At 64.5% G+C, this 21,511-nt stretch carries 25 protein-coding genes; 9 read left to right on the top strand and 16 right to left on the bottom strand.

Translation table 11 applies throughout. From position 1 onward, the window contains the following. The first annotated feature begins 9 nt into the window (after positions 1 to 9). A complete protein-coding gene (locus BMY91_RS16010; protein WP_256212781.1) occupies positions 10 to 1,692 on the top strand; it encodes an ABC transporter ATP-binding protein in 1,683 nt (560 codons plus the stop codon). Then, positions 1,689 to 3,443 carry an ABC transporter ATP-binding protein gene (locus tag BMY91_RS16015; RefSeq protein ID WP_090823664.1) on the top strand — a complete coding sequence of 585 codons (1,755 nt, stop codon included), beginning with the start codon at positions 1,689 to 1,691 and terminating at the stop codon, positions 3,441 to 3,443. Before BMY91_RS16010 ends, BMY91_RS16015 begins: the two co-directional genes overlap by 4 nt. Here BMY91_RS16015 and BMY91_RS16020 read toward each other — a convergent pair. From BMY91_RS16020 to BMY91_RS16030, 3 genes are all read right to left on the bottom strand, one after another. Further along, a complete protein-coding gene (locus BMY91_RS16020; RefSeq protein ID WP_090823666.1) occupies positions 3,426 to 4,328 on the bottom strand; it encodes a spermidine synthase in 903 nt (300 codons plus the stop codon). The two genes, BMY91_RS16015 and BMY91_RS16020, sit on opposite strands and share 18 nt — an antisense overlap. 290 nt (positions 4,329 to 4,618) lie before the next feature. Continuing rightward, positions 4,619 to 5,458 carry a sucrase ferredoxin gene (locus BMY91_RS16025; protein ID WP_218143859.1) on the bottom strand — a complete coding sequence of 280 codons (840 nt, stop codon included), beginning with the start codon at positions 5,456 to 5,458 and terminating at the stop codon, positions 4,619 to 4,621. A 64-nt stretch (positions 5,459 to 5,522) separates the two neighbouring features. Next, positions 5,523 to 6,728: a cupin domain-containing protein gene (locus tag BMY91_RS16030; protein ID WP_177179932.1), complete on the bottom strand. Its 1,206-nt coding sequence runs from the start codon at positions 6,726 to 6,728 to the stop codon at positions 5,523 to 5,525. Between BMY91_RS16030 and BMY91_RS23175 the strand changes: the two genes are divergently transcribed. Further along, positions 6,719 to 7,102 (top strand): hypothetical protein, encoded by a 384-nt coding sequence (locus BMY91_RS23175; protein WP_177179933.1) that lies wholly within the window; start codon positions 6,719 to 6,721, stop codon positions 7,100 to 7,102. The genes BMY91_RS16030 and BMY91_RS23175 overlap by 10 nt on opposite strands. Positions 7,103 to 7,195: 93 nt before the next feature. Here BMY91_RS23175 and BMY91_RS16040 read toward each other — a convergent pair whose 3' ends face one another. Genes BMY91_RS16040 through BMY91_RS16050 form a run of 3 tightly spaced genes read right to left on the bottom strand, consistent with a single transcriptional unit; the run spans position 7,196 to position 8,735 of the window. Then, positions 7,196 to 7,687 carry a GNAT family N-acetyltransferase gene (locus BMY91_RS16040; RefSeq protein WP_090823670.1) on the bottom strand — a complete coding sequence of 164 codons (492 nt, stop codon included), beginning with the start codon at positions 7,685 to 7,687 and terminating at the stop codon, positions 7,196 to 7,198. 3 nt (positions 7,688 to 7,690) lie between these two features. Beyond that, positions 7,691 to 8,362, bottom strand: a complete 672-nt coding sequence (locus BMY91_RS16045; RefSeq protein ID WP_090823672.1) for an O-methyltransferase — start codon at positions 8,360 to 8,362, stop codon at positions 7,691 to 7,693. A gap of 40 nt (positions 8,363 to 8,402) precedes the next feature. After that, entirely contained in the window at positions 8,403 to 8,735 is a 333-nt protein-coding gene (locus tag BMY91_RS16050; protein WP_090823674.1) for a thiamine-binding protein, read from the bottom strand. A gap of 92 nt (positions 8,736 to 8,827) precedes the next feature. On the opposite strand from BMY91_RS16050, the gene BMY91_RS16055 reads away from it, so the two are divergent. Next, positions 8,828 to 9,457: a TetR/AcrR family transcriptional regulator gene (locus tag BMY91_RS16055; RefSeq protein WP_090823676.1), complete on the top strand. Its 630-nt coding sequence runs from the start codon at positions 8,828 to 8,830 to the stop codon at positions 9,455 to 9,457. A gap of 3 nt (positions 9,458 to 9,460) precedes the next feature. Here BMY91_RS16055 and BMY91_RS16060 read toward each other — a convergent pair whose 3' ends face one another. Genes BMY91_RS16060 through BMY91_RS16075 form a run of 4 tightly spaced genes read right to left on the bottom strand, consistent with a single transcriptional unit; the run spans position 9,461 to position 11,882 of the window. Beyond that, positions 9,461 to 9,772 carry an AzlD domain-containing protein gene (locus tag BMY91_RS16060; RefSeq protein WP_090823678.1) on the bottom strand — a complete coding sequence of 104 codons (312 nt, stop codon included), beginning with the start codon at positions 9,770 to 9,772 and terminating at the stop codon, positions 9,461 to 9,463. Next, positions 9,769 to 10,506, bottom strand: coding sequence for an AzlC family ABC transporter permease (locus BMY91_RS16065; protein WP_256212782.1), 738 nt, complete (start codon positions 10,504 to 10,506; stop codon positions 9,769 to 9,771). The genes BMY91_RS16060 and BMY91_RS16065 overlap by 4 nt, the downstream gene beginning before the upstream one ends. A 17-nt stretch (positions 10,507 to 10,523) precedes the next feature. After that, entirely contained in the window at positions 10,524 to 10,958 is a 435-nt protein-coding gene (locus tag BMY91_RS16070) for a DoxX family protein (protein WP_090823682.1), read from the bottom strand. 36 nt (positions 10,959 to 10,994) lie between these two features. Next, positions 10,995 to 11,882 (bottom strand): glycerophosphodiester phosphodiesterase, encoded by an 888-nt coding sequence (locus tag BMY91_RS16075; protein WP_090824075.1) that lies wholly within the window; start codon positions 11,880 to 11,882, stop codon positions 10,995 to 10,997. Between the two features lie 50 nt (positions 11,883 to 11,932). On the opposite strand from BMY91_RS16075, the gene BMY91_RS16080 reads away from it, so the two are divergent. Next, a complete protein-coding gene (locus BMY91_RS16080; RefSeq protein ID WP_090823684.1) occupies positions 11,933 to 13,312 on the top strand; it encodes a DUF445 domain-containing protein in 1,380 nt (459 codons plus the stop codon). A gap of 27 nt (positions 13,313 to 13,339) precedes the next feature. On the opposite strand, the gene BMY91_RS16085 is transcribed toward BMY91_RS16080, so the two are convergent. The 4 genes from BMY91_RS16085 to BMY91_RS16100 are packed head-to-tail and all read right to left on the bottom strand — an operon-like array spanning position 13,340 to position 16,549. Further along, entirely contained in the window at positions 13,340 to 14,146 is an 807-nt protein-coding gene (locus BMY91_RS16085; RefSeq protein ID WP_090823686.1) for an MBL fold metallo-hydrolase, read from the bottom strand. Next, entirely contained in the window at positions 14,140 to 14,928 is a 789-nt protein-coding gene (locus BMY91_RS16090; protein ID WP_090823688.1) for a 5-oxoprolinase subunit C family protein, read from the bottom strand. The genes BMY91_RS16085 and BMY91_RS16090 overlap by 7 nt, the downstream gene beginning before the upstream one ends. 51 nt (positions 14,929 to 14,979) lie before the next feature. After that, positions 14,980 to 15,729: a LamB/YcsF family protein gene (locus tag BMY91_RS16095; RefSeq protein WP_090823689.1), complete on the bottom strand. Its 750-nt coding sequence runs from the start codon at positions 15,727 to 15,729 to the stop codon at positions 14,980 to 14,982. Further along, positions 15,713 to 16,549 carry a hypothetical protein gene (locus tag BMY91_RS16100; protein WP_090823691.1) on the bottom strand — a complete coding sequence of 279 codons (837 nt, stop codon included), beginning with the start codon at positions 16,547 to 16,549 and terminating at the stop codon, positions 15,713 to 15,715. Before BMY91_RS16100 ends, BMY91_RS16095 begins: the two co-directional genes overlap by 17 nt. A 199-nt stretch (positions 16,550 to 16,748) precedes the next feature. On the opposite strand from BMY91_RS16100, the gene BMY91_RS23180 reads away from it, so the two are divergent. The 3 genes from BMY91_RS23180 (at position 16,749) to BMY91_RS16110 (ending at position 18,849) form a co-directional block, all read left to right on the top strand. Beyond that, on the top strand, positions 16,749 to 16,913 hold the full coding sequence (locus BMY91_RS23180; RefSeq protein ID WP_175538769.1) for a hypothetical protein: 165 nt from the start codon (positions 16,749 to 16,751) through the stop codon (positions 16,911 to 16,913). 94 nt (positions 16,914 to 17,007) lie between these two features. Continuing rightward, complete coding sequence (locus BMY91_RS16105; protein WP_090823693.1) at positions 17,008 to 18,411, top strand: MFS transporter; 1,404 nt, start codon at positions 17,008 to 17,010, stop codon at positions 18,409 to 18,411. Between the two features lie 30 nt (positions 18,412 to 18,441). Beyond that, on the top strand, positions 18,442 to 18,849 hold the full coding sequence (locus tag BMY91_RS16110) for a DUF6855 family protein (RefSeq protein ID WP_090823695.1): 408 nt from the start codon (positions 18,442 to 18,444) through the stop codon (positions 18,847 to 18,849). Between the two features lie 26 nt (positions 18,850 to 18,875). Here the strand turns inward: BMY91_RS16110 and glsA are convergent, their stop codons facing one another. Next, positions 18,876 to 19,898 (bottom strand): glutaminase A, encoded by a 1,023-nt coding sequence (glsA, locus tag BMY91_RS16115; RefSeq protein WP_090823697.1) that lies wholly within the window; start codon positions 19,896 to 19,898, stop codon positions 18,876 to 18,878. A 38-nt stretch (positions 19,899 to 19,936) separates the two neighbouring features. Then, the gene (locus BMY91_RS16120; RefSeq protein WP_090823699.1) at positions 19,937 to 20,317 is read right to left on the bottom strand and encodes an META domain-containing protein; all 381 of its coding nucleotides are present in this window, start codon (positions 20,315 to 20,317) and stop codon (positions 19,937 to 19,939) included. A gap of 370 nt (positions 20,318 to 20,687) precedes the next feature. Here BMY91_RS16120 and BMY91_RS16125 point away from each other — a divergent pair, with 370 nt between their 5' ends. After that, entirely contained in the window at positions 20,688 to 21,404 is a 717-nt protein-coding gene (locus tag BMY91_RS16125) for a hypothetical protein (protein ID WP_090823701.1), read from the top strand. Positions 21,405 to 21,511: the final 107 nt, after the last annotated feature.

The raw sequence follows: 21,511 nt of genomic DNA on the forward strand, positions 1-21,511 counted from the left end.
ACTTTCACTTTGTTCGCCAATCGCCGCTGGAAGCTCCTGTTGGTGGGCTGCGCCGGCCTCGTTTTGCACCAGGTCAGCGAGGCTTTGGTTCCGGCCACCATCGGAGCCGCCGTGGACAACGCGATTTCACCGCACGACGCCGGCGCGCTCCTTTGGTGGATTGGCGCCTTGGCGGTCGTCTTCGTGGTGCTGGCACTTTCCTGGCGCATCGGCACCCTGGCCACCAACCGGTCCTTCCTTTACGGTTCCCATGACCTCCGGCAGCTCGCGGTGGAGCGGACCCTTCACCCGCGGGGCATGGCCGCCCGGCGAGCGCCCGGTGAAATTGTGGCCATCGCTTCCTCTGACGCGGACAGGGTTGCAGGCTTGTCCTGGCTCATCGGTGGCGGACTCGCGGCCGCTGCCGGCGTGGTGACATCGGCCGTGACCCTGCTGCTGATTTCTGTTCCACTGGGCATCGCCGTCCTGGTGGCCACCCCCATCATGCTGGTGGTGATGCATCGCCTCACCAAGCCCCTGGAGGACCGCAGTGACGTGGAGCAATCTTCTGCAGCCCGCGCGGGCGCACTCGCAACGGACTTCGTCACGGGATCGCGGCCCCTCAAAGGCCTCGGAGCCGAGGAAGCCGCCGTGTCCCGCTACAAGGCCGCCAGCCGGACATCACTGCTGGCAGGGCTGAGGGCTGTTCGGTCCCGGTCCGCTTACAACGGCGCCAGCACGGCTCTCTCCGCTGCCTTCCTGGCCGGCATCGCCTTCTTCGCCGCCTGGTTTGCCGTCCAGGGAAGCATCACAGTTGGGCAGCTAGTGGCAGTTGTTGGCGTGGCCCAGTTCGTCCAGGGACCCATGGCAGCGCTTGGCTTCCTCAGCGTGGAACTCGCCCGCAAACGTGCCTCCGCCGCACGCATAGCCGTACTGCTCGCGGAACCCGACGCGGTGCCCGCACCTGAGCCGAAGGAACGCACGACGACGGCTGCCGGCTCAGCTTCGGCCGTCGCCCCGCTGCTTGAACCAGCCCCACTGCTTGAACTCCGCTCCGGCTCCGACGACGCAACTTTCCCGCCCTTCACGGCGTCAGCCGGAGAAATCGTGGGCGTCGTCCTTCCGAACGGAACGCAGGCACGGCTCTTGGTGGACACTTTGGGCTTCCGCACACCCGCACCCCGTGGTGTGGTGTCCATCGACGGCCAGGACGCTGCAGACCTGGATCCTGTCCACGTCCGTTCGAGGGTGTTCGCCGACAGCCACGATGGCGTCCTTTTCCACGGCAGTGTCCGCGCGAATGTCGCAACAGCCGACGCCCGGCTGGAGGAACGCGCCATGGCGGCCGCCGCCGTCGGGGACTTCGTGTCGCAACTGCCCGAAGGCACCGAAACTGTACTCACCGGGCACGGCCAAAGCTTGTCCGGCGGCCAGCGGCAGCGGCTGGTCCTGGGCCGGTCCCTGCACCAAAAGCAACCGGTGCTGGTGCTGCACGATCCCACCACCGCCGTCGATACCGCCACGGAAGCAGTGATCGCCGATGGCCTGCGGAACTTCCCTGACAAGGCCTTGGTGCTGGTGACCACCAGTCCCACGCTGCTGGCTGTCTGCGATCGGGTGGTGATGGGCGGGGGCGGCGCAGCATCTGAAAGCGGCACGCACCGCGAACTGCTGGCTACGTCCGCCGGCTACCGCGAGGTGGTGGGCTCTTGAGCACCGATATCCTTCCCATTGCCACACCCCGCGAGACCCGGAAGGCCATGTGGCGCCTGTTGGCGCAGCGGCCCGGCAGGCTGACCATCACCATCCTGGTGCTGCTGGCAGCGTCCTGCTGCGGACTGGCAGCACCGGCCATCCTGGGCATCATGGTCAATATTGCAGCCAGCGGCGGAGACGTCATGTGGCTGCTCTGGCTGGCAATCGGGCTTCTGGTGGCCGGTGGATTGGGTGCCCTGCTGGGAATCCTTGGCCAGAACCTGCTGGCCCGGATCTGTGAGGAAGCCTTGGCCGGGCTGCGCGAGGAAGTGTTCGCGGCAGCTGTCCGCAAACCGCTCGCGCACATCGAAAAGGCGGGCATCGGTGACGTCGTGGCCCGCGTGTCCGGAGACGTTGAAGCCGTCAGCGAGGCGATTTCGGGTGTCCTTCCCGCGTTCACCAGCGCCGCCTTCACCATCGCTGTCACGTTGCTGGGCTTGGGCGTGATTGACTGGCGCTTCGCGGTGGCGGTGCTCATTGCCGCGCCATTGCAGGTGTTCACCTTGCGCTGGTTCCTCAAGCGGACCGCCCCCATCTACCGGACGGTCCGGATCACCGAGGCCAACAGGACAGAACAGATCATCGAGACGGTCCACGGCTCCCCCTCGGTCCTGGCCTTGGGGCTCGGGGAACATCACGCCGGGCTGGTGGCGGCGGCTTCCCGGGAAAACATCGGCCATGCCCTTAAAGGCGTCAACTACCTGACCCGCTTCTACAACCGCCTCAACCTTGCTGAACTCATCGGCCTGTCCGCGGTGCTGGTGGTGGGATTCTGGCTGCACGCCGAGGGCGCCGTGACCATCGGTGCAGCCACGGCGGCCGCACTGTATTTCTACCGGCTCTTCGATCCGATCGGCTTGGTCCTGGGACAGTTCGACGAGCTCCAGAAAGCCGCTGCCGGGCTGGGCCGGATGTTCGGTCTGACCATGTCCCCCGGGCCGGCGGCTACCCATGCTCCGGCGGCGGTAGCCAGCGCAGGCGTTGTGCTGAACGACGTCACTTTCTCCTATCCCGGGCAGCGCCCCGCGCTGAACGCCGTTTCCCTCACCGTGAAGCCCGGTGAGCGCGTGGCGATTGTGGGCACCTCAGGCGCGGGCAAGACCACCCTGGCCAAGGTCATCATGGGCTTGGAACACCCGGACAGCGGCACCGCTTGGGTAGGTGGCCTGGACTCGGCCAGTGCCGCCCCGGCTGAGCTGCACGATCGGATCGCGATGGTCAGCCAAGAGGTGCACGTCTTCTCCGGGACACTCGCCGAGGACCTACGGCTCGCCAAACCCGGCGCTTCTGCGGAGGAACTTTCGTGCGTCCTGAAAGCAGTTGGGGCTGCCTGGGTGGAAACGCTCGACGACGGCCTGGAGACTTCCGTAGGCGCCGGTGGCCACCAGCTCACGCCCGAGCAGGCGCAACAGTTGGCCCTGGCACGGCTCAAGCTCAAGGACCCGCCGATTGCGGTCCTGGACGAAGCCACCGCAGAAGCCGGCACCGGGTCCGCCACTATGCTTGATCAGGCCGCCGAAGCCGCATTGGCAGGGCGGACTTCCGTGGTGATCGCGCACCGCTTGAGCCAGGCTGCTTCTGCGGACACCGTCGTGGTGATGGAGCACGGCCGGATAGTCGAGTCCGGATCGCACCAGGAACTGCTGGCTAACGGCGGCCGATACGCCACTCTGTGGGAGGCCTGGAACAGCTCACTCAGCAGGAGTTGAGGCAGGCTCCGGCGGTGGAACGGGGTCATGCCGGACCGGCGTTCCGGCGGCGAAGGCGCGCACTTTGGCATCATCCCAGATATGCGCCGGAACTCCGCCGCCAAGGAGCTTCCGGGCCAGCGTGGGGTCGTCGCCGAAAGGTGCGTGGCTGCCCGCCATGATCATGTTGCCGTAGCGGCGGCCTTTGAGCATGGCGGGGTCGGCGATGATCATGGTGTGCTGGAACGTGTCCGCAATGGTGGCAGCATCTGCCCTGGCGTTCTTCAGGTCCGGCGCGTCGCCTGAGTTGACCACATAGAGGCCATCGGGGGCGAGGACTGCGTCCGCATGGGCCGTGAATTCGCGGGTGGTGAGGGCCCGGGGCGTGAAGGCTCCGGCAAAGACGTCCCGGATGATGAGATCCCGGGTGTCCGGGGTGAGGGATTCGGTCACTTGCCGGGCCTCTCCAACACGGAGCCTCAACAGCGGGGCCTTCGGCAGATCGAACCAGCCGCGCACGTAGTCGGCCAGCTTGCCATCAAGTTCAACCACCACCTGCCTGGCTTCGGTGTACGCGGCATGGAAGTAGCGCGCCATGGAACATGCTCCCCCGCCCAGGTGCAGGGCACGAAGCTTCGGTTTCTGCTCCCGCGGCCAGCGGGACTCCACCAATGCCGCAATCCAGCGCATGTACTCGAAGTCGAGGAACAGCGGATCGGCGAGGTCTATGTGCGAGCTCATCACACCGTTGATTTTCAGTAGCCAGCCGTTGGAGTTGTCCTGGTCCTGGATGAGCTCGCAGTCGCCGGTGTCGATGTAGTAGACCCCCGCCACCGGACCGTCAGGGCGGGTACCGGCGGGCACCTCGACGACTCCCGCCGTCGACCTTTTACCGCGTTTCGCCACTATTTCCGCCCTGCCTGAGTCATGCGTCAAGCCTAATGGAGCGCCACAGCGACCACAGTAGTAAGGATGCTTACAACTTTGACCGATTGGGCCATAAGATCACTCCATGGAGCTTGGTGAATTGGTGTGGGCGGAGGTCTTGACCGTTGTTGCTGCGTGGCTGACGGTGGTTTGCCTCCTGGTGGCGCGCGTACCCAAGCCTCCTCGACCCGCCCCTGGAGCTGAATCAGCCCGAGGACCCGGAACCGCGTTAGGGATAGGCCGGAAGCTCACCCGGCCGACCGCAAGCGTCAGGTTCCGATGATGGACGTAGCCTGGTAGACCATCACCGATCCCGCTGCCGGCGCCAGGCAGGTCAGCTGGCAGGGCGGTGCGCGGTGGGCCAGCAGTTCAACATCGATACGGGCCGGATGCGGCGGGCTTCCAGTGAGACGAATGCGCCAGCGGTCCCCGTCACGCAGCGTCTCAGTGACGTGGAAATCATTCCGGCCGGCAGGGCCGAAACGCTCCAGCACGGCAGCGACAGCAACTTGTTGCGGTGGGAAGAGATCCGTATATCCGCGGAGATACTTCGCGGATATACGGCCGGCCAGATGATCTTGAATCGTGGCGACGGAGGACTCCACGTCGAGACCGCCGTAGTACACGCCGTCGGGAGCAACCACCGCGGTAGCTGCGAACCTGTCACCGCCAACGTGGGAGCATTCCCACACCAGCTCCGGCCAACGCTCACTCAGGGCGCGTCCCACGGGCCGTCCACGCACCGCGCAGCAGGGGTCATGCCGGCCATGAGCGCAGACCAGGATGACCGGTGGAAAGCCGGGCTCACCGGGAGCCGCCAAGGCAGAAACTATTTCCGCAAGGTCCTCGTCCCGGTCCCATGTTCCCCACAGCTGCTGATAGGCGCCCGGGCTTTCATGGCGCAGCACGGCCCAGCGGCTGGGTCCGGGGCGCCGACGGGGGCCCGGGCGCCGCACCAACAGGACCCGTGCCCCCGCAGTCCGCGCAGCTGAGGAAATGAGGGCTTTTGTCCCAGCCTCCAGATCAAGGCCATCAAAGCCCTCGGGTGGCCATCCACCCCGGTACTCAATGAGAACCCACACCACGCCGGGTGAGGCCGTGCCTACTATGGGGTCGCCGCGCATCCGGGCGCTATTGGCACAGAAGAAACGTTCCGTCTCGGCCACGGGGGCATCAACGATCAACGGGGACAAGAACTCCTGCGCGCAACAGCCTTTCGACGAGCTCAAGGCCGAGGTCTGCCGCCACGTGATCGCCACCGTCCAGCAAGCGCCTCACGGACGGAAGATTTGCCTCAGGGAAGTCGAGCCAACCCACCCGCGTGGTCAACCGTGAACCCTCCAGCCGAGCTTCCAGGGCATCTCGAAGCCGGACCCACGAGCCAGCGCCAAGGTCCTCGACGGCGGCGAGCTGGGCCACCGGACCCAGCGGGGCCGGACGTCCCTGTCCCCTCCGGGTGCGGTGGAAAAGCGCCGTGGCATCGGCCTTCAGGACGGCGGCCGCCAAACGTTCACGGACGGCATCGATCTCACCGTTGGGTCCATCGACACCCAGGGGCAAGGACCGGCGCATCTCAGGATCGTCACCCATTGCTGCAAGGGCAGCCTGTACGAGGTGCTCGGCCAGGGCATGGCGGGTCCAGCTGTGAACTCCCAACGTGAGATGGATGGAGACCTTGCCCTGTGCCTGGGCAGCATGCAACCACCCACGCGGCAGATAGAGGACATCGCCGGGCTCAAGGACTGTGTCGATGTACGGCGTGCCTTCAGCGGCCTCGGCCACGGCAGAGCGGCGGTCGGTCCACGGCTGGCTGCGCAGCGGATCCACGTGGACCGGCTCATGGATGATCCAGCGCTTGGTTCCCTCGATCTGCAGCACGAAAACGTCGTGGATGTCGTAGTGGTCGTCGAAGCCACGGTTCTGGGGTGGGGTGATGTAGGCGTTGGCCTGCACAGGGTGTCCCAGCTCAGTGCTCAGCTGGGCGCTGAAGCTCGACACCGGCTCCCAAGTGCGATGCAGCGCTTGCAGGACCAAGGTGGCACCATCAGCAAACTTGCGCCAAAGCTCCGTGTCATCCAGTTGGTCAGAGATGGTTGCGCCAACGCCTGCCGGGGAAGTGAACGAGGACTCGGGAAGTGTAGAGCCACCCTTGGCCACGCGCAGGAAAGGCGTCCGCAGCCCTCTACGCGAAATCAATTCATCGACGGCGTTGGCAGAGAAGACATCGGAGAAATCGCTGACTCCGCGCGCGAGAAGCGCGGTGCGTCCCCAGACGTCACTGGCGAACTTCTCACGGCCAATGTCAATCAGGCGTGTTTCCAGGACCCCGGCGCCCTTCACCGCACCGGGGTCCTGGACATCAGTGCTGGTTGAGCTCAAACTTAGTTGCCTCGCTGTTCGGCGCCACCGTCGGCACCGCCATCAGCGCCGCCGTCGGCGCCACCGTCGGCACCGCCGTCGTGGACGCCCGCGGTTCCGGACGCGCCGCCGTCTGCGGGGCCTTCGGCACCACCATCAGCACCACCGTCAGCGCCACCATCGGCACCGCCGTCGTGGACGCCCGCGGTTCCGGACGCGCCGCCGTCTGCGGGGCCTTCAGCGCCACCGTCAGCGCCACCATCGGCACCGCCGTCGTGGACGCCCGGGGTTCCGGCTGCACCGCCGTCTGCGGGGCCTTCCCCTTGGTTTGGATCCTGCTCTGGAACAGACATGCTTCCTCCCGGGAATCGAATGGCGTACTCAGGCCCCGGTGATCGGAACCTGATTCCAAACCGGACGATCTTTGTCCATACCGCCCGTGATCACAATATCGAGATGGGTCAGCTCTGGGAACAGCTCGCGCGCATTCAGGGACGTACCATCCGATGCTCCGGCAGAGAGAACCACGACGGGTCGCAGAGCTGCCGCTTGCCATCGGGTGCGAATCCATTGCGCCGGTAGAAGGCCTGCGCGCGGGGGTTGTCGTCGAGGACCCACAAGTAGGCAGGCCCGTCGCCGATCAAGGCGTCCACCAACGCTTGCCCAACCCCGCGGCCATGGATGCGCTCCAGGGTATAGAGCATGAAAAGTTCCCGTTCGCAGGGGCTGTCTTCATCTTGTCCGGGACCTGCCGCGCCAAGGCCCACCAAGTGCCCCTCGGAGTCATGGGCCAACAGCCGGGTGTGGCCCGCAGCGATGAAATCCCGGTACCGCTCGATCCTATGGGGCAAGGCAGCTTCCTGCTTCTCGAAGAACTCAGGAGGCAGCAGGCGCCCGTAGCTCTCTTTCCAGGACTGGACGTGCATGAGTGCCATGGCTTCGGCGTCGTCCACCGTTGCCGGGCGAAGTGTGAAATCCATGCGCTACCGCACCCTCGCTATCGCAAAACCGTCCCAGCCCTTGCTGCCGACGGTCTGAATGGCCGTAGCGTCCAGGCGCGGGTCCTCCCCCATCATCTCCAATGCCTTCACGATGCCCGGCGCATTGACCTCGTCCCGCCCGGGCTCAAGGATGGCACCGTCCCAGATGACATTGTCCACCACAATCACCGTGCCCGGGTGGCCGAGCCGAATGGCCCAGTCCAGGTAGTTCGAGTCGTTCTCCTTGTCCGCGTCGATGAAGACAAAGTCGAACGATTCCTGGCCAGCCAAGGCGGGAAGGGTGTCCAAGGCAGCACCCACCCTGATGTCCACTTTGTGCCCCACCCCCGCGGCATCCATGTTGGCGCGCGCCACGTCGGCGTGCTTTTGGAGGAATTCGCACGTCACTATGCGGCCGTCGTCGGGCAGTCCCTGCGCCATCCAGATGCTGCTGAATCCGGCAAGGGTGCCGATCTCCAGGACGCGCCTGGCCCCGGACATCTGCACCAGCATCCGCAGCAACTTGCCCGCGTTCGGTGCCACTTCGATGGCTGGCATGCCCGCCTCCACGGCGGATGTCAGGGCACGCTGATGGGCAGGATCGGGACGGACGACGACGTCAGTCAGGTAACGCTCGACGTCGGCCCAACCGGGTTCGGTCACGTGTTCAATCATGGCCCCCAGTCTGGCACTCGCCGTACCCCGGGGGAAGGATCTAGTCCGTGGCGGAAATGGCGTCTTCGAGCCGCTCCACTTTGCCGGTGAGCTCACCGCTGTAGCCGGGGCGGATGTCGGCCTTGATCACCAGGGAGACGCGGCTTCCGTAGCGGCCAACGGCCTCCGTGGCACGCTTGACGACGTCGAATACCTCATCCCATTCACCCTCAATGGTGGTGAACATGGAATCGGTGTGGTTGGGCAGGCCGGAATCACGGACGATCTTGACGGCCGCGGCAACGGCATCGTGCACAGAGGCATCAGGGGTGGGTCCGTCATTGGCGGCGGAAGCGGGCTGGCCCGAAGGCGCGACAGAGAATGCAAGCAACATGAAATCCAGTGTTTCACGTACCGGTTTGTCATATAACAACGTACTCCCGCGTAACAACGGGCCAGCACGCCTGCATTGCTACTCTGACAAACATGGAACAGCCCTCTGAACGCAAGCCCCTCAGGGCAGATGCCGCACGCAATGTGGACAAAATCATTACCGCTGCCAGGCAGTGCTTCCGGGAACACGGTCCCGAAGTCCCCCTGCAGACCATCGCCGCCACCGCTGGAGTTGGCCCCGCGACGCTGTTCCGCAACTTCTCGGACAAAGAGCAACTGGTCCTGGCCGCGCTGTCCCGGCAATTGCGCCTGCACGTGGATCCGGTGGCCGCAGCTGCGCTCGACGGCATGGACGCCGCCGAAGGACTCATCAACGTCATCGATGCCGTGATGAAGGTAGCCAGCGACGACGCAAACCTCCTGGACGCCGTCGCCGGCCGGCGCGGACTCCTGATGGGCATCACCGGAGGGCTCATCGGTTCCATGGCCACTCTGCTTGAGCGCGGCCAGGGCCAGGGTTCATTGCGGCGCGACATCACCATTGAGGACATGGTCCGGCTGGTGGCCATGCTCATCGGCGCGGTGGACACCATGGAACCCGGGTCTGAGGCCTGGAAGCGCCCTGTGGCCTTGATCGAGGATGCCATCCGGACCGAACGCCCTTCCCGTCCGCTCCCGGAGCAGTCGGGCATTCCGGGCGTGACGTTTACAGAGACGGTCTAGCTCTTAGCCCCAGCCCAGCAGCCTGAGCACGGCCGCAGCAGCAGCACCGGAAATGACTACTACGAGGAACGGCGCGCGAAGCCACAATGCGACGGCGGCCGCCACCAAGGCTCCGATGCGGGCATCCAGGACCAAGCCTTGTCCCGACGCCACCGCGTTCACGGCCGTCAAGGACGCCAGCAAGCCAATGGTCATGGTGCCGGCCACGTGCATGATCCGTGGACTCTCCAGCAGCTTGGCCGGGACAAAGTACCCCACCAGTTTGGTGAGGTACGCCAGGGCGCAAGCGATCAGGATCCATAGCCAAAGGTTCATTTCTTGCCCTCGTGATCGCGCTGGTGCTTCTCCGCGTAGGGATCAACGTCCGGCTCAAGCCCTTCATCCATGCGGGCGTGGCTGAACCAGCCGATCACACCGGCCACCACGGCCGCCACCAGAATGGGAACCCCTGATGGCACGAACGGCACGGCCAAGATGGTGGCCAAGGCGCACGCAGCGGCGATGGCCCACGGTTCGCGGCCTTTCAGCCGCGGCCACAGCAAAGCCAGGAACGCCGCAACGGCAGCACCGTCCAAGCCCCACTGTTTAGGATCTCCCATGGCATCTCCGGCCAATGCCCCGATGGCCGTAAAGATATTCCACAAAATGAATATACCGATGCCCGCAGTCCAGAAACCGCGCCGTTGCTCGTCAGGATCCGACTGGCCGGACGCCGTGGCGGTCGATTCATCGATGGTGATGTGCGCAGAGATGTAGCGCCTCCAACCCCCGGGGCGCAGCATCGCATTAATCTGCATGCCATAAATGCCGTTGCGGAGACCCAGGAGGGCACTGGCCGTCATGGCCGCAACCCCGGAGCCGCCACCCGCCACGACGCCGATGAACGCGAACTGCGATCCGCCGCTGAACAGCAGGAGGCTCAGCACCATCGTCTGCCAGAAATCAAATCCCGACGCAACCGCGAGGGCTCCGAACGACACACCGTAAAGGCCCGTGGCGATGCTCAGGGAAACTGCGATTTTGAACGCCGGCGACTCCCTGAGTTTCATGGGAGCAGGACCCCTCGTCATTTCCGCAGGCTCCACGACCAGAGGATGAGTGGAATCTGGAGGGGCAGGCGAACAGTGTGGACGCGGCGCTCATTGGCCGTGCCATGGGGCCCGTAGGCGCGTCGCAGGGCATCAATATGCCCGGCAAGGAATGCAACAAACATCGCGGTGGTCGCGTCCGCGGCAACCTTTCGCGTCGCCGGAATCAAAAGCCCGACGGCAGCGGCCACCTCAAGCAGGCCCGACGACGCAACCCATTCCTCGCGGGACATAACTGCCAGGGGACCGTTGGGAAGGCTGCCCGGCTCATCCTTGCGGCACAGGTAATCCGGAACCACAGGATAGTAGAACTTGGGATTGCGGAAGTGCTTTGCGGCGCTGGCCAGGAGCAATCCGCTTAAAGCGACTGCGGAGGTGGTTCGGGTTGCTTGTGCTGACCAGCGAAATGACATGAGACCACTCAATCACAAGCGCGGTAACCCCCAAAGTCAGCTGGAGACCATGAGCTGCGCGAGCACCTGCGCCGGCTTGTTGGTGGTGATCTCCTGGATGCCCAGGCCCTGGCAGAGAGCAACGTCTTTTTCCGAGTCAACGGTCCACACCCGGAAAATGCGGCCCGCTTCCAACCAACGCTGAACGTTGCGGGCATGCTCCCTCACGTATTCAATGCCCGGGCCGGCAATGTCCACTTCGCCTTCGTCCAGAACGCGTTCAGCCTCGAGCTGGGTTGCCCGCATGACATTGGCCACCGCACCTCCGGTAAGGAATCCCAAGCCGAGCTCCTCCCGGATCTCCTTCACAGTGAAGTCATCCACCAACTGGCAGATGTGCTGTCCCGGAACACTCTGCAGAAGCCGCTGGACCGAGTCTGTATCGAAGCTCATGAAGGAGATCCGGATGTTCTCCAGCCGTGATTCTTCCGGAGTCCATCCCTCATCCTCCAACAGGGCCAGAACTCGCTCCTCCAACTTCAGTTTGTAAGGGCTGGGGTGTTTGAGCTCGATCGCCAGGCCTATCTCGCGTCCCGCCCCGCGCAGGATGTCCAGCAACTCCGGCAAGGTGAGGAACTGATCAGACACTCCCCCGTAGGCCTCCGGAATCCGTGCGCCCTTCCACGAGGAGAAGTCCAACGCCCTGAGCTCCTCCAAGGTGTGCTCTGCCACTGGCCCTGTCCCGGTGGATGTCCTGTCCAGGTTGGCGTCGTGCAGCAGCACCACATGCTGATCCCGGGTCAGATGGACATCGCACTCCACACCGTCGGCGCCATCAGCGATTGCCTTCAGATAGGCGGCGCGGGTGTGCTCTGCGAAAGCAGCGCTGGCACCGCGGTGGGCGTAGACCTTGGGCCGGCCAGGGGCGAAGTCGTCGCTAGTCATGGGGACACGGTAGCCCACCTGGCTGGACACGCGGGGGCTACGCTGGGCTTATGCAGGTGAACTCTGAACAAATCCCAACCGAAGACGTCACCAACCCCACCACCCCGGCCCCGGCCCCGGCCCCGGCCCCGGCCCCGGCGACAGGTGCCGCACGCGCGCGGGGCCGTTCCGCCGTCGTCGGTCTTTCCGCTGGTGATCTTGAAAAAGCGGCTGCCCTTCTCCGCATGAAGAGGCTGGCACTGGGCCTGTTGATCGCCATGGCTGTGATCTTCACGCTGGCTTTCGCGTTTCAGAAGCAGTACCCGTGGCTGGAGTACGTCCGGGCGGCAGCTGAAGGCGGCATGGTGGGCGCGCTGGCCGACTGGTTCGCCGTGACCGCGCTGTTCAAGTACCCCATGGGCCTGAAAATCCCGCACACTGCCATCATTCCGCGCCGCAAGGACCAGATCGGCGAATCCCTCAGCGACTTCGTGGAAAGCAACTTCCTGTCGCAGGAGGTGGTGCAGGACAAGTTGGCCAGCATCGATATTGCCCGGAAAGCCGGGACGTGGCTGTCAGCCCCGGGCGGCGCAGAGCGCGTTGCCAAGGAAGGCGGCGCGATCATCCGTGGCGCGTTCACGGTGCTGAATGATGACGACGTGCAGGCCGTCATTGAGGGAATGGTCCGCAAGCACCTGCTCACCCCGCCGTGGGGCCCGCCCGTGGGACGGATGGCCGAACGGATCTTCGCTGACGGACACCACCACAAGCTGGTTGACCTGCTGGTTGACCGCGCCGCCGACTGGGTGGACGCCAACCATGCCACGGTGAACAGGCTGGTCTCCGACCGGTCTCCGCTGTGGGTGCCCACCTTCGTGGACGGTCTGGTGGGAGACAGGGTCTACGTTGAACTGTCCAAGTTTGTCCGCGCAGTCCAGTCCGATCAAAACCACCAGGTGCGCCAGTCCATTGACGCGTACCTCACGGATCTGGCGCAGGACCTGCAGCACGATCCCGCCATGATCGAGCGTGCCGAGACCATCAAGTCGCAGATCCTTGGCGACCCCGAAGTCCGGGAACTGGCCTCCCGCACCTGGGGAACGGTGAAGACCGCGCTGCTCAACGCCGTCGACGATCCCGACAGCGAACTGAGCCAGCGTTTCAAGGGTGCCGTACGCGACTTCGGATCGCGGCTGGTCAACGACGACGAACTCGCGGGCAAGGTCAACGCCTGGATCGGCGATGCCGCCGGCTACCTCGTCAACACCTACCGTTCGGACATCGCCGGCGTCATCTCGGACACCGTGGCACGGTGGGATGCCCAGGAAACGTCGCAGAAGATCGAGCTGCAGGTGGGCAAGGACCTTCAGTACATCCGGATTAACGGCACAGTGGTGGGTGCGCTGGCGGGGCTGGCAATCTTCACCGTGGCGCACCTGCTTTTCGGGTAAGTTCAGCTGTTCGGGTAGGTTCAGGGCTTACCCGCGCCCCTTTTCAGCGAGCTGCTGGACCTGCCATTGGTGCACATCGGCCAGCCACTCCAGCGGGGCCCCCGGACTGACGCGGGGATCGTCAGCAGCCCGGCCGTCACGGAGGGCCTCCACGTACGAGCGGTCCTGCGCGATGCGAGCCCGCAGTTGGCCCACACCTACCGAGCCATGCCCTGGGACCACCAGGCTGACGTCATCCGCCACGCTTTCGAACAGCCGCAGCCCGGCAAGGTAGTCGGTGATCGGATCCTCGGCTTGAAGGTCCAGGAAAGGCATCAAGGTATCGGACAGCATGTCCCCGGCCACCAGGACTCCGCGTTCCTCGATGAGCAATCCCGCGTGACCTGGCGCATGGCCCTGGTGTTCAAGGATCCGGACGGTGGGGCCATCCCAGGGGATCTCCGCCGCATCGGCAGGGAGCCCGGAAATGAGCCCCAGCAGCTCCATGGGAATTTGGTGGGCGTGTTCCGGGGGCAGCCCCTCCGCGACGATTTCCCGCCAGTCGGCCCGCTTCAGCACTCCCTGAATGGAGTCCGCACAGCGGGCTGTCCCGTAGCGTGGCGGGTGGCCGAAATCGGGGTGCCACAGCACATGGTCCCAATCAGGATGCGTCGAGAAACCCGCCACCACCTGCTGGCCCAGCCCGCGGAGATCCTCGGCGAGGGATGCCATCTCAGCTGCGGTTATCCCGGGGTCGATGAGCAGTACGCCTTCCCGTCCCTGGACCACCAAGGAATTACTCTGGATGAACTCGCTCTGGTGAACCAGAACGCCCTCAGCGATTTCCTTCAGCATCCCGCGCCTCCCAGTAGATGCACCATCTGTCCCGGCCTTGCTTGGCCGATCATGTCCAGGTCTTCGTCGCGGACCACCGCGATCACAGGCGACTCCGCCGTGGCCGGGTGCCCGGCCAGTGCAATGACAGGAAGGCCCGACGGCGGCAACAGGACCGAGCCGGAAGTCAACGGTTGGGGCTGGGCTGCTGGAGCTGCAGTCACCCCCAGCGGCCGGCCCACCAACCGCGCCCCCACCCGGTCCGACTCCGGGGAGAGAATCCATGGTTCTGTGGTCAACCGCAGCCACGTGCCGGCGTCGTCAATGGTGGCGTGGGCTGAGCGGGAAACCCGGGCCACCACCGGCCGTTTGGGGTCCACTGCCCGTCGAGCCGGTGCGTGATCCAACCGCGGAGCGTGTCCGTGGGGCGGCCCAAAGGTGAGGGATGCACCGGCGCGCAATGGTTCAGATTGGACCGGAATGCCTCCCTGCACGGCCACGTAGTACCGGATCCCGAACAACGCCGGAGCACATTCCAGGACTGCGCCGGGAGCCACCCGGACTGCCGTGTTCAGGGGCAGCTCGGCACCGTTGAGCGTCACCAAGCCCTCGGCGCCGGTGACGGCAATGGACGTTCCGGTGACGAAGCGGAGCCGGAGGCCACCCACCAGCACTTCGAGGCCGGCGGCAGAGTCCCGGTTTCCCAACAGGGCGTTGGCCAAATGCAGGGATGCACGGTCCAAAACCTGCCCGGGACTAAGTACAAGGGTCAAGGACCCCGGATCCACCACAACGGCACCCATTAGGAACTCCTCTACAAAGAACTGCGTCCCACCACTGATCTGCTCACGACGCTACGCGAATGCCTCAATTTGCACGCCGGCCTGTTCCAGGCCCTCCTTGACGGCCGCCGCCATGTCCACCGCACCCGGGGTATCGCCGTGGATGCACAGGGAGTCAGCCTGAACGGGAACAATTGATCCATCGATGGCCAGCACTTCCTTGCGCGTTGCCAGCCGGACGGCCTGGGCCACCACTGCAGCGGGATCGTGCAGCACGGAGCCTTCCTGCGTCCGGGGAACCAGCGTGCCGTCGGGTAGGTAGGCCCTGTCCACGAAAGCTTCCCGGAACACTGGATGTCCGGATTCCTCTGCCAGCCGCAACCACTCCGAACCCGGCAGGCCGAGCACAGGGAGCCCAGGATCGTAGGCGTGGACCGCCGCAACAACGGCCTCGGCCTGCTCGGCGTCACGGACAATCCTGTTGTAGAGGGCGCCGTGCGGCTTCACGTAGTCCACGGACGCTCCCACCGCGTGGGCCATGCCATCAAGAGCGCCCAGTTGGTAGAGCACGTCCCCAAAAAGCTCGTCGAACGTCATGTCCAGGGAACGCCGGCCGAAGCCTGCCAAATCCCGGTAACCCACGTGCGCCCCCACACGGACATCCAGTTCGAACGCGGCCCGGCAGCTGTCCAGCATGGTGAGGGGATCTCCGGCATGGAATCCGCAGGCCACGTTTGCGCTGCTGACGATGCCGAACATGGAAGCATCGTCCCCCATAGTCCAGGAGCCGAAGGACTCCCCCAGATCAGCGTTCAGATCCACTGTTGCCACCTTCCAGCGTCAGGTTGTCGGGTGTCGCCTCGGGAGCGACAACGTTATGTGGTGCGTTGGGGAGCAGTTCGCCCGGAACAGTGTCCGGCAGCGGGCCGAATGCCTCCTTCGCCGTGGAAACGACCGCCCGGCCCATCATCAGGTTGCCGGCACCACCCACCACGGCGCCTACACCGAACGGCAGGGCGCGGCCAAGGAACGCAGAACCTTGCCGCTTCACGAGGTTCTTCAAGAACGCACGTTGGATGGAGTCCCGGATGACGCCAAAGCCGCTGCCTGGGATCTTCTTGGTGAGGGTCCTGCCCCAGGCGTTGGTCACGCCTTTGCCGCGTCCCAACGACTGACCGCTCAGCGCGCCCAACATGGACGTGCCTTCCTCACCCAGCATGATGGCCATGACCATGGTCTGTGCGCGCACGGGATCGGTGAGCCTGATGCCGTGAAGCTCCGCCAAGGATGACGCGTACAGTGCGGTGGTTTCCAGGAAACCGACGGTCGCCAGCGCGGACAGTCCCAGCGATGCTGCGGTTCCGATGCCAGGTACGACCGCAGTAGCACCCACTGCAGCGCCCCCTCCGGAGATGGCCAGCAGGTAGTGGCGTTCAAGTTTGGCGGCAAGCTGCGCCGGGGAGTCGTTGGGGTGGCGTCGTTGGAGTCTTCGCAGATTGGCCAGGACCAGGGGTCGCTGGACCTCCACTGCTTTCAGCAGCACGTTGTGTACGCCTGGCTTGGTGTTGCCTTGCTCATCAAACACAGCATTGTGGGCTGTTTCCTGGGCGATTTTCACCGCAGGGTTGGGGCGCTTGGGCATCTTCACCTCTCCTTGGCAGCGGGGTCTAAAACGGGGGAACTGCTGGGTTCAGACTATGTCACACGCTTGTGGTGCGACGCCCTCACTTCGCCTTATGTGGACAGTATTCCGCGCAGGGCGGACCTCACAACGGCACACCTGCGGCGTAGACTGGGAGGCACTCACGGAAGCAGTCCAGCAAGGACAGGAAGTATCCGTCATGAAGGCCACAGACAAGAACGAGCATGTCATCCGGCACCATACCGACGCTCCTGCGGAGGGTGAAACGGAAGGCTGGGTTTCACACGATACCGGCATTCACAGCCAGGACCCGGCGGAAGGCCCGGACATCGACGACGACGCCCCGCCGTCGGGCGCTTCATGACGTAGCTTCCTCCCGCACCCCGCTACGGTGGCCCGTGCGGCCTCCACCATAGGCACCCCTCCACAGCGTCCACGGCCAGGCTTAGGCTAGTGAAATGGCCGCTTTGAGGGCGCTGCGTCCTTTTGCGCACCGTGAATTCCGGGTGCTGATATCCGCGCTGTCCATCTCGATCTTCGGATCCGGCATGTGGGCCGTGGCGATGGTCTATGAGGTGATCCACCTCGGCGGCGGCCCTTTGGAGTTGTCCCTGGTAGCCACCGCGGCCAGTGTGGGCCTGGTGGGGTTCGTGCTTGCGGGCGGCATCGCGGCCGATCGCTTCCCGCAACGGCTCCTGATCATCGCCGTGGAAGGTGCCAACCTGGCAGTCATTGGCACCATCACGCTGCTGGCAATGCTCAACGTCCTTCAACTCTGGCACTTGGCCATCGGCGCTTTTGTTCTGGGGGTGGGGCAGGCGTTCTTCTTCCCTGCCTACTCGGCCATGCTTCCGCGTATCCTGCCGGCAGAGGACCTTTTGGCCGCGAACGGCCTGGAGGGCACGGTGCGGCCGATCCTCCAGCAGGCTGCGGGTCCCGCCATTGCGGGAATCCTGGTGGCAATCCTGTCCCCCGCGCATGCCGTGGCCGGCGTGGCCGTTTGCCACTTCCTGGCGTTCGGGATTGTGAACCTGCTCAGCCGTCAGGCACCGAATGGCCCCGGCACCGCGGAACCGGACACCCAAGCACCGGACACCCAAGCACCGGACACCCAAGCACCGGACACCCAAGCACCGGACACTCAAACTCCTGCACTGGAATCTCAAACTCCGAGCAGAGTGCCGGCCAAGTCCTCATTGTTCAAGGACCTTCGGGAAGGATTCAGCTACACCATCCGGACCCCGTGGTTGCTGTGGACCTTGATCTGGGCATGCCTGTCCGTCCTGTTCCTGATCGGCCCCATCGAGGTGCTGCTCCCCTTCGTCGTCCGCGATCAGTTGGGCGGGGACTCGCGGATGTTCGGTTTCCTGCTGGCGGTGATGGGTGTCGGAAGTGCCTTGGCTGCACTGGCGACGGCGTCCTTCCCTCTGCCCCGGCGCTACCTGACGGTGATGGTGGTGACGTGGGGCCTGGGGAGCCTGCCGGTTGCCGCCATTGGTTTCATGGACAGTGTGTGGATGCTCGCGGCCGCGATGCTGATCTTCGGTGTCACCGAGGGCGTCGGCGTCGTCATCTGGGGTACGCTCCTGCAACGACGCGTCCCACGGCATTTGCTCGGCCGGATATCCAGCCTGGACTTCTTTGTTTCTCTGGCACTGATGCCGGTTTCCATGGCCCTGGCCGGACCGGTTGCCGAGGTGGTTCCCATCTGGCTCATCTTCTTCATTGCCGGCTTGGTGTGCCCAATCATGGCCTTTGTGGCGCTGTTCGCCGCACGCATGATGACGGACGAGCTCCGGAATCCGCTGACATCGGCTGCCGAGGACCCGGAATCTGCAGACGCACAGCCCGACTCTGTGTAGCGTGTTCACTACTTCAGGAAGGAGACAACCATGGCCGCTGGAACCAAAGACGATCCCTGGCAGCTGACCACGCCACCGGGCTCTTCCGACTACACCATGTACAGGGATGAGGCCGCGGATCCCCCGGCCATTGTGTGCCAGGTCGGGTCCACAAAACTGTTGTACCAGCTCCGCGCCATCGAAGACCTGCATGCCTGGCTCGTGGAGCAGGGTGATTGGGTTCCGCTGGGAGCCGCCGACGAAGGCAAGGACGCAGCCGAAGGAACGGTGGAAGCGTGGGGCCGCAGCGAGAGCAACCCCGTGGGCGGTTGGTACGGCCTCAGGAAGGGCTACCGGGGCAGGTTCGGCATGTACATGCCGCCACTGCTCGAAGCCCTCGGCTTGGCTGAGCTCACCCATGAGAAGCGAAACAACAGCATGCGGGCGATCACAAAGTAGAAGCTCCGGCAGGCGGCACCGCAGTGCTAGCGGGCCCCCGCGGACCCTGCCTGCGGGGCATACGCTTGGGATGCGAAGATGTTCAGGCCCAACACCCGGGAAAGGTAGGCCGTGGCCTGCTGCCCGCGGACGCTGTTGCCGGCCCGATCCAACCGGGGAGAGAAGGCACCGATTCCGGCCTTTCCCGGCGAGACCGTCAGCAATCCACCGGAAACACCGGACTTCCCGGGAAGCCCAATCTCAAAGAGCCACTCACCGGACCGTTCGTAGAGCCCGTTGGCTGCCAACACCGCCAGGGTGTCCCGGCAGACATCGGCTGAAACCACCCTTTGGCCGGTGACCGGGTTGACGCCGCCATCGGCCAAGGTTGCGCCCATCAGGGCAAGGTCACGGGCGCTGACACGCAGCGAGCATTGCCTGGTGTAGACGTCCACTACCTGTTGCGGGTCCCGGTCGATTCGACCGTAGCTTTCCAGGAGACCTGCGATGGCCCGGTTCCGGGTGTTGGTGGCGGCCTCCGACTGGTAGACCTCCTCATCCACTTCCAAGGCCCTCCCGGCGAACGCTGACAGGCCGGACTGAACAGCTTTCCATTGCTCCTCCGGCGTTGACCCGGGCATCAGCGCCGTGGTGGCGAGGGCGCCGGCGTTGACCATGGGGTTCATGGGGTGCCCGTCGTTGAGTTCGATGGCCATCACCGAGTTGAAAGCCAGGCCCGTGTTGTTCACACCCACCAAGTCAGCTACCGCGGCATGTCCGTACTCTTCACAGACCAGCGCATAGACAAATGCCTTGGAGATGGATTGGATGGAGAACTCCACCTCCGCCTGGCCAGCCACATGCACTCCCCCGTCCACTTCCACCACGCAGATTCCGAACAGCTCCGGATCAGCCCTGGCCAGGACAGGAATGTAGTCAGCTACCGCGCCGTCGCGGCAGGCACGGTTCCGCTCATGGGAGGCGACCACCAGCGAGTCAACACGTTCCCATTCCGGCAATGTTCCCGTGGAAACCGACTGTTCCACGCCTTCAACGTTCGATTCCAACACCGTTGACCCCCGAAGATTCCGTGGCTGGAGAATATGACCTATTTGCTGGACCCAAGGGTTCCAAGCTGGGTTCCGTCCTGACCGAACACCGCCAGCTTGCCGTCCTCCTGGATCCTTGCGGTTGCGGCGTTGGACAGCCAGGTGTCAACACCCTCGCAGGCCATTCGGGACGAGGAAAAGCCGCCAAAACTCACGGTCTTCCCGTCCTCTTTCCAGGAGCCGATCAATCTGTTGCAACCGTCCGTTCCTGTTGCGCTGCCGTCGGACTTGAGATCCAAAGAGGGTTTTTTGGCATCGTTGGGCTCACCCCAGGCGCCAACAAACGGGCTGGTCCCGCTGCCCGCACAGCCGGCGAGGAAAGCCAAGGTCACGAAGGCAAGGGAGACGACGCGGAACATGCGGGGCTGAGTCTGCACCATGCGGTCAGTCTAGGTTTGCCTCTCTGTGTTTCACCAGAGTCCGGTGCCCGGGATCGTGCGGTCGGTCGCGACTCAGACGACCGACCGCACTAGCCCGTTTACGCAGCGATGGCGCCCCGGGCGGGCCCCAGAACCCGCCACACCCATCGCTGTCACGTCGTCGATGCGCTGCAACACGGCCGAAAAGGGCAACGGGCGCATTCAGCGGTCCAACGACATGGGCACTGGATATGTGCTCTGACCTGCGCAAACGTGACGCGGAGTTTAAAAAGAAACTTCACGGACCTCGTGCGCAGACTCCGGGATAGACACCACGCCAGTTCGGGCAGCGCGTCCACGCCTGATCAAATCCGCGCGGTTTAATGTGCCCATGAGCACCGTGGACCCCATCGCCCTCAAGAGACTGCGTGCCAACAAACGCCCAGGACCGATCAGTATTGTCGTGTCGCTGGCCTTCCAGTTCCTCGGCGGATTGGCAGCGGGCTACGGCTGGCCGCATGTGGAAGCGTTTGAGGACATCGAACCACCACTACTCCCCCTCGTGGCCGTCATCTCAAGCATTCCGATATTGGTGCTGAGCTCCATCGCCTGGACCGCAGTGGCCATGAAGCACAACAAACTCGGCCTGACCCTTGGCGGAACCCTGGCGTGGCTGGGCGCCGCGCTGGGAGTGGCAGCGGCCGCCGTCGGGCTTGGCTATCCAACCGCCCTGATCTGGGTGGGGGCCGGATGCCTGGCGATTTCACTGCTGCTGGCGGTCCTGGGAGTTTGGGCTGCCCACAAACGCAGGACCATCGCCCACCTGGAAGCAACGGTGATGAGCACAGGCACCATGACATCCGCGAGGGTCAGCGACAAGGGGTACCTCTCGTTCAGCGACAGTGCGAAGATCCTCACCACGGTGACGTTCACGTTCCACGATGCGGGCGGGGTTCAACGTTGGGTGCAGCGCCCGTTGCTGATAACTGCCGCTGAGCCTGTGGTGGACGGCCAGGAAACAACCCTCTGGTACGACCCCCTGGACCCTGGCAACGACCAGAAGATCGTTGTGAAATTGGCCAAGGACATGCCCCTGCGCCGCCCCTGATCAACCTGACTCCTGAACCCGCAACACTATTGCGGGGTTCCGGCCACTCATAAGTAGCCGGAAAAATCAGCCCCGGATGCGCTGCAGGAGCACAAGTGAAGTCACCC

Source organism: Arthrobacter sp. yr096 (genome assembly GCF_900108925.1).
Classification (GTDB): domain Bacteria; phylum Actinomycetota; class Actinomycetes; order Actinomycetales; family Micrococcaceae; genus Arthrobacter.